The 16,144-nt window shown below is 34.1% G+C and carries 12 protein-coding genes; 10 read left to right on the plus strand and 2 right to left on the minus strand.

Features of this window, described 5'->3' with window-relative positions:
• Nucleotides 1-81: 81 nt before the first annotated feature.
• Nucleotides 82-1,503, plus strand: a complete 1,422-nt coding sequence (locus tag K6T82_RS11750; protein ID WP_223706062.1) for an FAD-dependent oxidoreductase — start codon at nucleotides 82-84, stop codon at nucleotides 1,501-1,503.
• Nucleotides 1,504-1,600: 97 nt separating this feature from the next.
• On the plus strand, nucleotides 1,601-2,281 hold the full coding sequence (locus tag K6T82_RS11755; RefSeq protein ID WP_223706063.1) for a metal-dependent hydrolase: 681 nt from the start codon (nucleotides 1,601-1,603) through the stop codon (nucleotides 2,279-2,281).
• A gap of 186 nt (nucleotides 2,282-2,467) precedes the next feature.
• Here the strand turns inward: K6T82_RS11755 and K6T82_RS11760 are convergent, their stop codons facing one another.
• Nucleotides 2,468-3,307, minus strand: a complete 840-nt coding sequence (locus K6T82_RS11760) for an alpha/beta fold hydrolase (protein WP_223706064.1) — start codon at nucleotides 3,305-3,307, stop codon at nucleotides 2,468-2,470.
• 288 nt (nucleotides 3,308-3,595) lie between these two features.
• On the opposite strand from K6T82_RS11760, the gene K6T82_RS11765 reads away from it, so the two are divergent.
• Nucleotides 3,596-4,378, plus strand: a complete 783-nt coding sequence (locus K6T82_RS11765) for an alpha/beta fold hydrolase (protein ID WP_223706065.1) — start codon at nucleotides 3,596-3,598, stop codon at nucleotides 4,376-4,378.
• On the opposite strand, the gene K6T82_RS11770 is transcribed toward K6T82_RS11765, so the two are convergent.
• Nucleotides 4,375-6,348, minus strand: coding sequence for a sigma 54-interacting transcriptional regulator (locus K6T82_RS11770; protein WP_223706066.1), 1,974 nt, complete (start codon nucleotides 6,346-6,348; stop codon nucleotides 4,375-4,377). The two genes, K6T82_RS11765 and K6T82_RS11770, sit on opposite strands and share 4 nt — an antisense overlap.
• A gap of 205 nt (nucleotides 6,349-6,553) precedes the next feature.
• Between K6T82_RS11770 and K6T82_RS11775 the strand changes: the two genes are divergently transcribed.
• The 7 genes from K6T82_RS11775 to K6T82_RS11805 all read left to right on the plus strand — a co-directional run bounded on the left by K6T82_RS11775 (nucleotide 6,554) and on the right by K6T82_RS11805 (nucleotide 16,106).
• Nucleotides 6,554-8,989, plus strand: coding sequence for a sensor histidine kinase (locus K6T82_RS11775; protein ID WP_223706067.1), 2,436 nt, complete (start codon nucleotides 6,554-6,556; stop codon nucleotides 8,987-8,989).
• 156 nt (nucleotides 8,990-9,145) lie between these two features.
• Complete coding sequence (locus K6T82_RS11780) at nucleotides 9,146-9,889, plus strand: hypothetical protein (RefSeq protein ID WP_223706068.1); 744 nt, start codon at nucleotides 9,146-9,148, stop codon at nucleotides 9,887-9,889.
• A gap of 22 nt (nucleotides 9,890-9,911) precedes the next feature.
• The gene (locus K6T82_RS11785) at nucleotides 9,912-10,949 is read left to right on the plus strand and encodes an alpha/beta hydrolase (RefSeq protein WP_223706069.1); all 1,038 of its coding nucleotides are present in this window, start codon (nucleotides 9,912-9,914) and stop codon (nucleotides 10,947-10,949) included.
• Nucleotides 10,950-11,041: 92 nt separating this feature from the next.
• Nucleotides 11,042-11,581, plus strand: coding sequence for a hydrolase (locus K6T82_RS11790; RefSeq protein WP_223706070.1), 540 nt, complete (start codon nucleotides 11,042-11,044; stop codon nucleotides 11,579-11,581).
• Between the two features lie 7 nt (nucleotides 11,582-11,588).
• A complete protein-coding gene (locus tag K6T82_RS11795; protein WP_223706071.1) occupies nucleotides 11,589-12,359 on the plus strand; it encodes an alpha/beta hydrolase in 771 nt (256 codons plus the stop codon).
• Between the two features lie 172 nt (nucleotides 12,360-12,531).
• The gene (locus K6T82_RS11800; RefSeq protein ID WP_223706072.1) at nucleotides 12,532-14,142 is read left to right on the plus strand and encodes a sensor histidine kinase; all 1,611 of its coding nucleotides are present in this window, start codon (nucleotides 12,532-12,534) and stop codon (nucleotides 14,140-14,142) included.
• 14 nt (nucleotides 14,143-14,156) lie between these two features.
• Nucleotides 14,157-16,106 carry a sigma 54-interacting response regulator gene (locus tag K6T82_RS11805; RefSeq protein ID WP_223706073.1) on the plus strand — a complete coding sequence of 650 codons (1,950 nt, stop codon included), beginning with the start codon at nucleotides 14,157-14,159 and terminating at the stop codon, nucleotides 16,104-16,106.
• The last annotated feature ends 38 nt before the right edge of the window (nucleotides 16,107-16,144 follow it).

Genomic DNA, 16,144 nt, shown 5'->3' on the forward strand with positions numbered 1-16,144 from the left:
AATATCACTCTACATAAATGTTTGACTTCTTCTTAAAAATAGTTCTAATTTTGTATCAGTAAAAAATTATACCAATACAATATGTGGACTATTTGCCAGGAATGTCAAGGACAGGGTAAGAAAAGCCAGAGACTTACAAAAAAAGTGAGGCTTCAATACCAAATGGCATTAGAGCAATTTGAAAAAAACAATAGCGAAGGCACACCTCCAATTCGCCCGAAAGCACATAAAAAAAACTGCCTAACTTGTTCTGGATCTGGTTTGGTTCAATCTGATATCCTACCAGTTCCCAATACTGAAACTTATCCTCATGTTGCCATCGTTGGCGCTGGTATTGGTGGAGTTGCTTTAGCAGTGGCTTGCCTACATCGTGGAATTCCTTTTACAATTTATGAACGTGATGACAATTTTGAATCGCGTTCTCAAGGTTACGGACTTACGTTGCAACAAGCTAGCAAAGCAATAGAAGGTCTTGGGATTTTTTCTTTAGATGGCGTAGTTTCAACCAGACATTTGGTTCATACCGTTGAAGGAAAAGTAATTGGGGAATGGGGAATTAGAAAATGGCTCGAATCGGAAGAAAGCAAAGCCGTAAAACGCACCAACATTCATATTGCCCGTCAGGCATTACGATTGGCATTACTGCAACAATTAGGACAAGAAAAAATTCAGTGGAGACATCAATTAATAGATTTTAAGGAATCTGAAAACGAAGGTGTCGATTTAACTTTCCATGTAAATGGAGAAATTAAAACCACAAAAGCGGATCTTGTTGTTGGTGCAGATGGTATTCGAAGTTCCGTTCGAAGATTATTAATTGGCGATGACAATACTCCTTTACGCTATTTGGACTGTATTGTTATACTAGGAATTTGTCCACTAAGTGCTTTAACGAATCTGGATAATCCCCTACTCGATTCTGCAACTGTTTTTCAGACAGCAAACGGACACGAGCGAATATACATTATGCCTTATGACGCAGATTCTGTCATGTGGCAGCTTAGTTTTCCAATGTTAGAAGATGAAGCAAAACTATTGAGTTCTAAAGGCTCTAAAGCATTAAAAGAAGAAGCTGTCCGCAGAACAAAATGGCACGATCCGATTCCTCAGATTTTGATGGCAACCGAAGAAAATAAAATCTCTGGTTATCCTGTTTATGATCGAGAATTATTGAGTTCGGAATTGCTTTCGAAAGGAAAACAAATTACTTTAATTGGAGATGCCGCACACCCTATGAGTCCGTTTAAAGGACAAGGTGCTAATCAGGCTTTACTAGACGCCCTTTCTCTGGCACGAAAAATTTTTAAAGGTTGCAAGTCCGTAACGCATTGGAAAAAAGTTGGGATAAGAGAAAGCGTTCTCACAGAATTTGAAGCCGAAATGCTCAAACGTAGTGCCGTGAAAGTAAAAGATTCAGCAGATGCGGCGGAGTTTCTTCACTCTGAAATCGTACTTTATGAAGGAAATGAACCTAGAGGACGTTGTCTGAAGAGAAAAAAATAAAATAATTTTCTATTCTTATCACTTTTAAGAATAAAAATCGAGTGGCATATTTCTTGAAAAATAATACTAAATATTAACTAATTAAAACTTATAAATCATGAAAGTTACTTATTACGGACATTCTTGTTTTTCTGTTTTTACAAATGGAAAACATCTTCTTTTCGATCCTTTTATCACTCCAAACGAATTGGCAAAAGAAGTCGATGTTGATGCAATAAAAGCAGATTATATTTTTATTTCTCATGCCCATTACGATCATATTCTGGATGTAGAAAGAATTGCAAAAAACACCGGAGCTAAAGTGCTTGGGAATTTTGAAATCTACAACTGGTTATTAAAACAAGGAATTGAAAATGCGCATCCGATAAATCCAGGAGGAAAATTTGATTTTGATTTTGGAACTGTCAAATGCGTTATAGCGCAGCACCCAAGCAGTTTTATGGATGGATCCTACGGCGGAATTGCCTGCGGTTTTGTGCTTACAACTCCTGAAGGAAATTTTTATTACAGCGGAGATACGGCTCTTACTTTAGACATGCAGATTATTCTAAAATTTACCAAACTTGATTTTGCAGTTTTCCCAATTGGTGACGGACTTACGATGGGAATTGAAGAGGCTGTGGAAGCTTCTAAACTCGTTGGTGTAAACAAAATATTGGGTGTTCATTATGATACTTTCGGATTCATTGTTATGGATCATCAAAAAGCTTTTGATACCTTCAAAAATGCAAATCTTGAGCTTTATCTGCCCAAAATAAATACGACAATCGACTTATAATTTTGAGCCTTTTTATCGTTGTATTTCGCTAAAAAAAATCTTTTAGCGAAATATCATTATGCCCAAAATTAAAAACACCAATCGCTAATTTTTTTTTCATAAAAAAAGGAATAGCTGCTGACACTATTCCTTTTAACACATAATATCTTTTTAGAAAATTACTATGCGTGATTAAAATTCTAAATTCTAGTATGTGTATTTTACAAAATTGATAATATGTCTTGAAGTAAGTTCAGGATATTGATGTTGCGGTGCATGCCCAGTTCCAGAATAAACGACCATTTGCGCATTGGTCATCTGATTGAAAAAAGAGTACCAATTTTCGACAGCAAAACTAATATCGTGATCTCCTGAAATAATCAGAATAGGTGTTTTAGTTTTTTTAATCTGTTCTCTAAAATTTAAAATATCTTCTCTAAAACCGTCGCCTCCTCCAAAATACAATTGAAAAACATCCATCGTTGAAGGAATCTTTTTCACATCTATTTTTTTATGAATTCTCTCATGAGAAGCTTTTGCGGCAATTTTACTAGACTCCGATTTAGGTTCGAAAAAAAGAACGATTTCATCTTCAAAATCATTTACCGGTTTCAAAGCGGCATCATAAAAAGCCTGCTCGATCGGAATCTCATTTTTTCCCGGAGGATTTGTTCCGACCAAAATAGCGTGTGTTACTAGATTAGGATACAACAAAGTGGCTGCCTGTGCCACCAATCCCCCATAAGACCAACCTAAAACTACAATTGAATCTATTTTTAAAGCATCTGCAAGGTCTTTGACATCCTTGGCTACAATTATAATATCTGGCACTAAGTTACCTGTAGAAGAACCAATTCCTGAATAATCAAATACGATAACATTGAACTTTTTAGCCATTAAGGCAACAAATAGCGGATCCCAGGTATCAAGAGTTCCTCTAAAACGATTCACAAAAAATATTGCCTTTCCTTTCCCATAAGAACGATACGCAATTTTACGATCACCTACATCGGCAAAACGTGTCTCTGCATCATAAATTTTTTTCATAACTATAATTTAAAAGATTGGTTTCAACTACTTTCTTTAGATTGAGGGAGACAAAGATTAAACCAAAACATAAAACACTGAAAAACAAAGCATTTCTCCTTTAATCTTTGTTCTAGATTATGATATTTCAATAATTAGAACTTGTTTTTAACGATATTTAATAATTATAAAATCTTTAAGTAAAAGAATGCTTTTATAATCAATACATTACAAAAAGGGCATTCCTTTTGTTTTTACTTTTCTAACCACTTCCGCTTTTCTGAAAAATAATCTTAAAGATGAAATAGTATGTATTTATCTAATAATAAAACGATTATATTTATTACAGGGGCATTTATGAGTCATTCTTGCTGGGACGAATGGATTGTTTTTTTCGAAAATAAAGGATATAAAACTGTAGCACCGCCCTGGCCCTATAAAAATGAAACAACTGAAACTTTGCGACAGCAACCCAATCCAAAAATCGCCACCATACGGCTAACTCATTTATTGGATTATTATACTGAAATTATCCAAAAACTTCCCGAAAAACCTATTCTTATCGGACATTCTTATGGAGGTCTTCTAACGCAGTTATTGCTTCAAAAAGATCTCGCACATGCTGGAATTTGTATACATTCAATTCCGCCTGCCAACCTCGTTTATTTTAATTTTTCTTTCTACAGAAAGATTTTAAACACTTTTGGCTACTTTAATGCTAGAAAAAAAATCACTTTACTACCTTTTAAAAAATGGCAGGATTGTTTTACCAATCAAATGTGTTTTGAAAGTCAAAAAGAGACTTATGAACTCTTTGTAATTCCAGAATCGCAATTAGTTATTCGTGATATTTTTTCTGCTGCTGCTAAAATCAATTTTAAGAAAAAACATGCTCCACTTTTATTTTTATCTGGCTCAGAAGATCATTTTGTATCGGCCGACATTCAATATTCTAACTTTAAAAAATATAAAAATGTTCATTCTATAACGTGTTACAAAGAATTTCGAGACAACAATCATTTGGTTTTAAAGCAATACAACTGGGAATGTATTGCCGATTTTATTGCAAATTGTCTAGACAAAATAGGTTAACTGATCTCTCTTTTGATTTCGAGCTTTTTAATTTTAGAATTCAATGTAGAAGGATGAATATCTAAAATCTCAGCTGCACCACCTGCTCCTGAGATTTTTCCGTTGCATTTTTTTAGGATATAAAGTATATAATCTCTTTCGTTTTCCAAAATTGTTTTGATTGAAAAGGACTCGGAAACCTGCTCCGGATGCATTTTGGAAGACATCGAAAGCTCTATTTCTTTGATAGTGTTGCCGTCGGTCAGCAAAATAGCACGTTGCATGACATGTTCAAGTTCTCTTATATTTCCAGGCCAATTGTAATTCATAATTTGCTGTAAAGCAAAATCAGAAAGATTTGGTGCTTTTCTGCCCATTTTTTCACTGTACACCTTTATAAAATGATGCGCTAGATCCGGAATATCTTCTTTTCGTTTTTTTAATGACGGAACCATAATTGGGAAAACGTGCAAACGATAATACAAGTCCATTCTAAATCTTCCTGCAGCCACTTCTTCTTCGAGATTTTTGTTCGTAGCGGCAATAATTCTAACATCTATTTTTAAAGACGACATTCCGCCGACGCGTTCAATTTCTCTTTCCTGTAAAACACGCAATAACTTTACTTGAAGTTCCAGCGACATTTCTCCAATTTCATCTAAAAAAATAGTGCCACCATCTGCGAGTTCAAACTTACCGATTCTTCTGTCCATTGCTCCTGTAAAAGCGCCTTTTTCATGACCAAAAAGTAAAGATTCCGCCAGATTTTCAGGAATAGCTCCGCAATTTATGATTACCAAAGGTTTGTCTTTTCTTGGTGATAAAGCATGAATGCTTTGGGCGATTTTTTCTTTTCCTGTTCCGCTTTCTCCTAAAACCAAAACAGAAGTGTCTGATGGCGCCACTTTTCGGATATAATTGAAGACCGAAATCATTTGCGAACTGTTACCGATAATTCCTTCGAAATCTTCTGTATTACTTACTGTTTTTTTACTTTTAATTTCTACTTTCTCAACGGGTAAACTAACATCTTGTTTGGAATAAATTTTATTGATAAACTGAGAAAAAATATGCTCGAGTGAACGAACTAATTTTAAATTTTCCTGAGAATAAACATTTAGATTTCGATTATAAAAAGTAAAATGATAGCTCTGAATCGTTGCTACAGAAATCGGAAAAACCAGATAAGATTTTATACCAAAGTTATGCGTAATTAAAGCTTTTATTGGTGACTCCTGAAGATTCTTGATTAAGGATTCCTCACTGTAAATAACAGGTTCTTTATCCAGTTTCGATTTTCTGTAGGTTTCATTCAGTTCTTTTTCAGAAACTACCGCAATTTGAGAAAGCTTTTTAGAATCAATAATTTGATACAAATCTATCTTTTTACGGATAATTCCAATTTTGTCGTAATGAGTTGACGTTGCAAAACCAACTTCCAAATAATCAAACGGAATATAAGTCTGAATTGTTTTGGCAAATGCCAGTAATGCCTCATCCGTTTTTAAATTAGAATTGATGATTTCTGTAATTTCTTTTTGAAGCTGAAATTGCTGTATCAGCTGCGATTCTAAACTGTATTGCTGACGGTAAAATGCAATTTCCAAGGTTGTTAAAACATCCTGATCTCGAAATGGTTTCACGATAAACCCATAAGGATGAGTCGTTTTGGCTTGATCTAAAATACTTTTACTTGAGTTTGCCGAAATAAATATAAAACCAATATATTTTTCTTTAAGATAATGCGCGAGTTCAATTCCGTTTCGCGTGCCTCTCAGCATGATATCGAGGAAGACCAAATCTGGCTTTTCGATCTCAATCTGTTCCAATGCTTGCTCTACCGAACGTGCAATTCCTGTTACTTCATAATTCGCTTTTTCGAGAATTAACTGCAAATCGTGCGCTTCAATAAACTGATCTTCTACAATTAAAATTCGTTTCTTCAAAACTGGAGGGGCAACATCATATCCGTTATCGGCAGAGTTTTTCATAAGTGAGTAATTTTTATCTTATATTGCACTTAATTTATTGATACAAAAATAGTTAATTATAATATTTAAAATTATCATTTTTCAAAAATAGCTAAATAAAAATCACATTTAATATTAATTTTCATATTAATTTATCAACGAATCAAAATTGTTTGTTTTTATATTTGTTCATCCAAAACTTACTAAAATTTAATTTTAATAACCAATGAAATTATTTTACTCTTTTTGTCTGCTATTCTTTATTGTACTTAATTCTGAAGCACAAAATCATCCTGCGACTGCAAATTATGATTTAAAGAAGAAACGTTTATTAATTCAGACCTGTTCTACTTATTTATACAATTCCAATCAAGGACAAATCGATGCTGACAGTTCTGTAGTTTTAACCTGCAAAGCTTATAAACTTCCCGTTTCTTTAGCTTACGACGAAGGTTTTAATGACGGATCTTATTTAATTGGAAGTGATTTAATAGAAAAAGGAAATATTGAGGCTGCGAAACAACTTTTTGCAAAATCAAAAGATTTGAATAAATTGAAATTGGCTTTTCAGTTAGCAAATCATTATTTATTCAAATCTTTTGCCAAACCTGATGATTTAAAAAATGCTGATTTTTATATCCAGGAAGCAATAAAAATCAGCAATCAGTTAAAAATCAAAAAGTGGCAGGATGAAAGTTTAATGCTTTTAGGGAAGTTTAATTTTCAAATCAATAAGTATCCAGAAAGTAAAAACTGTTTTTCACAAGTTGTGGCACAATGCAGAAAACAAGATGATAAAGCGGCACTCGCTTATGCTTTGCTGAATCAGGCGAGTTACCAGTATGATTTAGATCCTGAAAAAGAAAAAATCCTCAAAGAAGCAGAATCTTTATACGCAGCGCTCGGCATGGAAGAAAAAAGGATTGAAGCCAAAATGAAAATAGGCACAATTTACTTCTGGCATGGAAAAATAAACGATGCTAAAAAAATTCTGTATCAAAATATTGCTGCCATGCGTAAAATTGGTTTTAGACAGCAGCAATATGGCGAAACCACGATTTCTTATGTAGAAGGTGTTCAATTTAATATGAAAAGTGCGTTTTACTATGCTTTAAAAAGTGTAGAAACCATGGAAAACACTAAAGATTATACTTTTGCAGATATTTTTTATATGCGATTAGGGTTAGTGTATCTCCAAATGGGACATCTTGACGAGGCATCAAAAATGGCCGAAAAAAGTATAAAACATGGACAAGATACTTATAACAGCGGTAGTTGGTACAAAAGCTTTATAACAGCTGCAGCAGCATTGTCGATGAAAGGAAAAAATAAAGAAGCCATTGCCTACATGAACACTGTTACCAGTAAATATGCACCTTCTAATACATTAGATTTAATGCTAATTAATTTTGCTTACGCGAATTGTTACTGGAGACTAAAAAATTATGGAAATGCGGAGAACTATTTCGTTAAATCAGGAATTGCTGCAGATGCTTTGGATTCTCCTATCACGTATCGTGATGTCTGTAACACATACGCTTCTATCGCTTTGTTTTATGGTAATCGCAAAAATCTGGCAAAGACAAAATTATATGTCGATAAAATAGAAGCACTTTCAAAAAAGTATAATAAAGTATACAATTCTGAAGCGCTACAGGTATCTTTATATAAAATGGATTCTTTAAAGGGCGATTTTAAATCTGCTTTAGCACATCATAAATTGTATAAGAAGTTAAGTGACTCTTTGATGAATTATGCTAAAAACAAACAAATCGAAGAACTTCAAATTCAATATGAAACCGTAAACAAAGAGCAAAAAATCAAACTTTTAAACCACGAATCTGGTTTAAAGGAAAGTGCTTTAAAAAAATCAAAATTATTGAATACCGTTTCTATTTGGAGTTTGGTTTTATTGCTAATTACAATTGCTTTGTTGTACAACAGATACCGTTTAAAACAAAAAAACAATGCTGAACTAGAACTAAAAGAAAAAGAAATCAATCAAAAGAATATCAATCTTAGACATTTACTGGATGAAAAAGAATGGCTTTTAAAAGAGATTCATCATCGTGTAAAAAACAATCTTCAGACCGTTATTAGTCTTTTAAATTCGCAATCGGCTTATTTGGAAAATGACATGGCATTGTCGGCCATTAAAAACAGTCAGCATCGCATTCATTCTATGTCACTGATTCATCAGAAATTATACAATTCAGAAAATATTTCGACAATCAATATGCCCAATTATATCAAAGAATTGGTGGAATATTTAAGAGAATCTTTCTCACTTGGTCAAAGAATTCGTTTTGACTTAAAAATTGATCCGTTAGAATTGGACGTTGCGCAGGCTGTTCCACTTGGACTTATTTTAAATGAATCGATTACCAATTCAATTAAATACGCTTTTCCGGAAGATAGAACCGGAATGATTTACGTGACTCTACAAGCAACTTCTGAATACAAATATCTATTGACAATTGCTGATAATGGAGTTGGGTTTGATACTGATATTAGTGCCAAGAAAATCAATTCGTTTGGCTTAAGCCTGATCAAAGGTTTAAGCGACGACTTAGATGCTACTTTTTCAATGGAAAATAAAGACGGAACCATCTTGAAAATTGAATTTTCTAAAGAATTTCCAATCAGCGAAAAAAGAAGATAATCGAAATGGCGAAATCTCACTAATCTAAATCCATTTAGCGAAATATAGCACTTTTAAATGCATAAAAAACGCTAAAAACACTATAAACAGGTGCTTTTTTGGCATGGCATATAAATTGGTTTTAAAGAAATACTAATCTTTAAAACCATTTTTTTTATGAAAAAGTCAATAGTATTATCAGTACTTTTATTCTTAAACTACAGTATCATAAAAGCTTGCGATAAATGCAGTACTTACAACAATTCCGATTTTAAAATAAAGTCTGCCTCAATTACGCATAAAGCAGATTTGGGCTTAACGGTGTGGGATATAAAAGTAGAAGGAACAGCCGGAAAAACAATGCCCAAACCAGTCGGACAGTTAAATGGTGCTCCCGTTTTAGCTTATGTTTTTCCAACAACCTTAAAATCTTCTGATATTGGTTTCGGTCAAGCCGAAGGAATTGTGGCATTGGCCCTAACTTCTCACCCTGATTTTGAAGACACTCCACTTTGGGATGAAAATCTAGATGGAAACTATCTAAATGACGGTTTAATCTGGCATGCCCACTGGGTTTTATTAGTTGAAGACCAACGTGTAGCGGGCGGACTTTCTGTGAAAGAATTTACGAAAGGTGATCCAAAAGTAGTTTTACCACCAACAAATCCAGGAATGGCAATGTATATGGACAGCCCTGGTTTTAATATCGTCGCCAAAGGAAACTCCATAAAAGTAATTGTACCCGATTTTAGAATCAACAATAAAACCAATTTTAAGTTTGATGCTGTTAGCTGTTATATGGAGGTTAGCACTGGTGCAGGAGGTTCGCATGATGCTGAAGGTTCAAAACCAATGCTTGGCGTTTACAAAGTTTATACAGTCGCGAGTGGTAATCTTTCATTACCCTATTCTGTAAAGTAATTAATCCTAAAGTTTAAACATCATGAAAAAATCAACTTTCTTAAAAATGATCCTGATTCCTTATATAATTCTAACCAATATGACAATGAAAAGTTACGCACAGGCAGACTACGCCACAGATCCACATTTGACTCCGGCTGTTAAAGCATTTTTGAAACCACTAAATGCTGGTGGAGCTCCATTAGAATCACTTCCCGTTGCAGATGCACGCAACGTCTTGGTTGGTGCTCAAAATGCTTTTAAAGTAGATTTATCAGGAATTGAGGAATCTGAAAAAGAAATCACAGCAGACGGTTATAAAATTATACTCAATATTGTTCGTCCGGCAGGTGCAAAAGGAAAACTGCCTGTTTTTATGTTCATTCACGGCGGTGGTTGGGTTTTAGGAGATTATCCAACACACAAACGCATGGTTCGCGATTTAACTGTACTTACAGGTTATGTTGGTGTTTTTGTTAATTATTCTTTAGCTCCAGAAACCAAATATCCGCAACCTGTAAATGAGGTTTATGCTGCCGCAAAATGGATTGCAGCACATGGAAACGAAATCAATGTAGACGGAAGCAAACTAGGAATTGTAGGAAACAGTGCCGGCGGAAATCTGGCAACGGCAAGCGCTTTAATGGCGAAAGAAAAAGGAACTCCATTGTATAAAGTCCAGATTTTATTTTGGCCTGTAACCGATGCCAATTTTGAAACAGAATCGTATAAAAAGTACGGTAAACAACGTTTCCTTACTGATACTTTAATGCAATGGATGTGGAATCAATACGTTGATCCATCTAAAAGAAAAGAAATTTATGCTTCTCCGTTACAAGCCAGTTTATCTCAATTGAAAGGTTTACCTCCTACTTTAATTCAAGTCGCTGAAAATGATATTTTAAGAGACGAAGGAGAAGCGTACGGACGAAAATTAAGCGATGCGGGAGTTGTGGTAACAACAGTTCGATACAATGATGTCATTCACGATTTTGGGTTATTGAATGGTCTTGCTGAAATTCCGCAAACTAAAGCGTTGTTTCTTCAGGCTGCTGCGGAACTTAAAAAATATTTGAAATAATTCTCATTCTTTGAAAGACAAAAGAACACAACACACTAACAAACAGTATTTTACAAAAATAAATTTGTAAATTTAATTTCAAATTTAGAACTATGTTAATACAAGAAAATACTGGATTAATTCTAATTGACGTTCAAGGCAAATTGGCTCGGATTGTAAATGAAAGCGAAAAATTAGCCACAAATTTGGAAAAATTAATTCGAGGCTGTCAAATACTTTCAATTCCGATAATTTGGGCAGAACAAAATCCGAAAGGTCTTGGTTCGACAATACCGGAACTGGAAAAGTTATTAGTGCATCAAAAACCAATAGAAAAATATTCTTTTAATGCTTTTGATGATGAAACTTTCAAACAAACAGTTTTAGATTCTGGGAGGAAACAATGGTTAATATGCGGTATAGAAGCTCATATTTGTGTTTATCAAACCGTTATGGGACTTTTGTTAAATAATTTCGACGTTGAAATTGTAGCGGATTGTGTTTCTTCAAGAGCAAAAGAAAGTGTTGCTATTGCTTTGCAAAAACTTCAGAATAAAGGAGCCTATTTAACTAGTCTTGAAATGTGTCTTTATGAACTTGTAAAAGATTCTAGACGAGACATCTTCAAAGAAATTCTAACATTAATCAAATAAAAAAAACATGTCAAAATCAAAAAATATTGTGCTCATTCATGGAAATTTTGTCAACGAAAAAACTTGGGCAGAATGGAAAGAGTACTATGAAAGAAAAGGATATACTGTTTACGCTCCGGCAAATCCCGGACACGACGGAAATCCAGCTGATTTAAGAGCAAAAGTGCATCCAGAACTAACTACAACCGGATTTATAGCTATTGTTCATAATATTGCCAAGCTAATTGATTCTTTACCTGAAAAACCTTTGGTAATTGGTCATTCGATGGCGGGTATGGCTGCTTTAAAATTGGTAGAATTAGGAAAAGCAGCTGCAGGAGTAAGTATTGATGGCGCTCCGCCGAAAAATGTTTTTCCGCCATTTCAGACTTTAAAAACGGTATTGCCTGCTTTTGGTTTCTTTTCTTCTAAAAAATATTTTATGGGAAGTCGCGAATGGTACGACTATGCCTTTTTCAATACTATTCCTGAAACACAGAAAAAAATTGCCTTTGAAAAATTTGCAGTTCCAGAAAGTTATAAAGTCAGTCGTGAATTAGTTCTAAATTCTTTTTCTAACATTAATTTCAAAAAGCCTCACGAACCGATTCTTTTTATTGGCGGTGGCAACGATCATATCTTTCCTCCTAATCTGACAGAAACAATCGCTCGAAAATATAGAGCCAATGCTGGCCGTGTCGACCTTAAAATATTCGACGGAAAAAGTCATTTTATTTGCGGAGAACCAGGTTGGGAAAGTGTAGCAGATTATATTTTGAACTGGTATGAAGCTTTATAACTTTTAAAATTTCACTCATAATAATGCTAACCTCAAACGGTTAGCATTTTTTATATATTTCAAACAATAAAATATACCAACGATATATCGTTGGCAATCAATTTTGCTTTATTTTAAAGTTAGATGCATAATTATCAATACCTTCGTATTGCCAGTTTAACCATACCAAAAAATGTTTTCTAAGCAAACAAAGATCATTTTGTTTCTCCTTGTATTATTTACAATTGGAGACTTAAATGCTTTCGTCTCCTTTAAAAATAAAGATCAGATTGAGACGGTAGAAAAAAGCCTGTCTATTCCTAAAAAAAATAGTGATGATGATACTCCTTATACCGCTCAAGAGGTCAAAAAAGCAGAGCAGACATTGGCATCATTACCGGAAAACATCGATAAAATCAAAATTCTATTAAAGGTAAGCAACTGGTACGAGATCTCCTATGAGAATCCGACCACATTAGAAAAGGCTTGTAAATATGGTCACGATGCCCTTAGAATAAGCGAGATTTTGCATTCTAATATTTATGTTGGTAAATCTTATCTACAGCTTTCCATGGTTTATCAGCTGAAAGATAATAATCCGATGATCGAAATCTGCGCCAGAAGAGCCATCACCGCATTGACAGGAACCGATCAGATCGATGATCTGGCAGAATCTTGGGTCATGATCTGGTCGGCAAAAATGAGAACTGGAGCGCCAATAAACGAAAAATTGTCACCAATTTTTAAAGCCGCATCTTTATTCGAAAAAACAAAAAACAACAAAAGAATTGGCGACTGCTACAGCCAAATTAGTGAACTGTATTTTTCTCAATCCGATTTTAAAAATGCTTTGGACTTTCTAAAAAAAGCTCTCTTTTATTATAAAGCTGCCAATCTGGATGAAACCTCTATTTTACCTATTTCTTCCCGACTTCATATTATTTATGAAGCTGAAAAAAGAAATAAGGATATTATCCAACTTAAAAACAAAACGCTTTTTCAACAAAGCAAACTCAAAAACGAAGTGTTTTTGCGTAATTCAATGATCACATTTGTAGTGCTGTTACTTATTATTCTGGCACTGCTTTATAAAAGTTTTATTTTCAAGAAAAAAATAAATAAGATGCTTGAAATGCAGCAAAATGAAATCAATAAAAAAAACAATGCACTTCAAAATCTAGTAATCGAAAAAGAATGGCTGCTTCGTGAAATTCATCATCGAGTAAAAAACAATCTGCATATGGTTGTTGGTTTATTGGCAAGTCAGGTTGAATTTTTAAAAAATGAAGAAGCTGTTCAGGCTATTAACAACAGCCAGAACAGAATCCAATCTATGTCCTTGATTCATCAAAAGTTGTATCAGTCTGAAAGTTTATCGCTTATTGATATGCCTTCCTATATTTTTGAATTGACCGAATATTTAAAGGATTCTTTCGAAATCAGAAATAGAATTCGCTTCGTACTCGATATTGACAGTTTTAATCTACCGCTATCGCATTCTATTCCGATTGGGTTAATTTTCAATGAAGCTGTTACCAATGCCATAAAATATGCTTTCCCAAATGATGCAAAAGGAATTATCACTATTTCGCTTAAAACAGCTGAAAATCAAAAATACAAACTAATCATTCATGATAACGGTGTTGGACTTCCACCCGATTTTGATCCTTATAACAATCCTTCATTAGGTGTAAAATTAATGCACGGCTTATCTGCCGATATAGAAGGAAAGTTTTTAATTACGAATGTAAATGGAACCAAAATAACTTTGGAATTTACTTTCATCGAAAATAATCTCAATTAATTTAATTGCACAAAATGTCAAAATCATTAAAAATTCTGATAGTTGAAGATCAATTTGTAGAAGCAAATCATTTGCGGCTGATGCTCAAAAAAGCCGGTCATACTGTTACGGGAATGGCGCGTTCTGTTCCAGATGCCAAATATTATATTGCACAAGAAAGACCAGAACTGGTTTTATTGGATATTTTCCTTTCGGGAAAAGAAACCGGAATCGATCTTGCCGAAATATTAAAAGAAGACAACATTCCTTTTATTTATCTTTCTGCCAATTCTAATGAACAAGTGCTTAATAAAGCCAAATTAACGCATCCGTACGGTTTTTTAGTGAAGCCTTTTAGAGAACAGGATTTATTGGTTACCATCGAAATTGCCAGATACCATCAGGAGCACGGTATTGAATCTTCTATTAGAAAAGAACTTTTGTTTCAAAAACAACTGAAAACAATCGTTAAAAAAAGCGGTAATTGGGATGACAGAGTCTTGAATATTATTACTTCTTTACAATCGCTCATTTCTTTCGATCTGGTTATGGCTGTGTTTTACATGGACAACAAACTGACCAACAGAGTTCTTGGTTATGCCAGAACAGGTTTGCATGAATATCAGAAAATTGGAGTCGAAGAATTACAAAATATTACCGCTTTAAAAGAATCTGAAATTAACGAATTAAGAAACAGAAGCAAAGTAGAAAAAGAAGCTACTTTTTATAACGGTCAGGATTTTATTAAAATTTGTGATAAAACACCGATCAAAAAAATGATTGCTAATTCGATGAATATGAAATCGAATCTGATGTTGCCAGTTCCTTTAACCTTATATGAAAATGGTGGTCTCTATTTGTCTTTTTTTAGCAGACAAGCTGATAATTACAACAAAAACCATATTACCTTGTGTGAAAGACTTCAGGAACCTTTGATTTATGCTATTCAAAATTTAGTTAATGCTGATAAAAAATTAGATACTAAAACGAATACAGCTGCAAAATCTAATAACGGAAAAAATACAAAATTTTCTGGCTTTGAATCGATTGTTGGTAAAAGTCCCGCTTTATTAAAATTATTTGACCATATTTTGCAAGTCGCTCCTGCCGATACAACCGTTCTGATTACTGGAGAAAGTGGTACAGGAAAAGAAAGTATTGCCAATAGCATTCAGCAATTGTCGGATCGAAAAGATCAGCCGTTTGTAAAAATTAACTGCTCGGCATTACCTCCAAGTCTTATCGAATCTGAGTTGTTTGGACACGAAAAAGGTTCGTTTACAGGCGCCACAGAAAAACGAATTGGTAAATTTGAACAAGCCAACAACGGAACTCTTTTCCTGGACGAAATTGGTGATATGCCTCTGGAAATGCAGGCAAAATTACTTCGCGCCATTCAGGAAAAAGAAATTGAACGTGTTGGAGGAAATCTTCCAATCAAAGTAAATGTGAGAATCATTGCCGCGACAAACTGCAAACTAGAAAAAGAGGTCGCAGAAGGTCGTTTTAGACTCGATTTGTATTATAGACTTAACGTTTTTCCAATTCAATTACCACCTTTAAGAGAGCGTAAAGAAGATATCGGACTACTAGCGCGTCACTTTATTGCTGTTTATAGCTCTAAAACGGGAAAAAATGTAACGGAAATTGCCGAAGATGCCTTAAAAAGTCTTTTATCATATCAATGGCCTGGAAATATTCGTGAACTTGAAAATCTTATCGAAAGAAGCATTCTTTTAGCAAAAACCGATACGATTGAACATATTCCGCTTCCTTCTTTTGAAGAAAATAGGATTACCAATAACTCCAACGAATGGTTTTTTAAGACCATTCAGGAAAACGAAAGAGAACACATTATCAATGTACTAGAAAAATGCAATGGAAGAATCAGAGGCGCTGGCGGAGCGTCAGAAATATTGGGCTTGCCTCCTACTACATTGGCTTCAAGAATGCAGAAGCTGGGAATTAAGAGAAGTCATTTTTAATTGTTATTGATCGAGTTTGAACAATTTTTTTATCAATC

This window comes from Flavobacterium potami, assembly GCF_020026915.1.
GTDB lineage: Bacteria > Bacteroidota > Bacteroidia > Flavobacteriales > Flavobacteriaceae > Flavobacterium > Flavobacterium potami.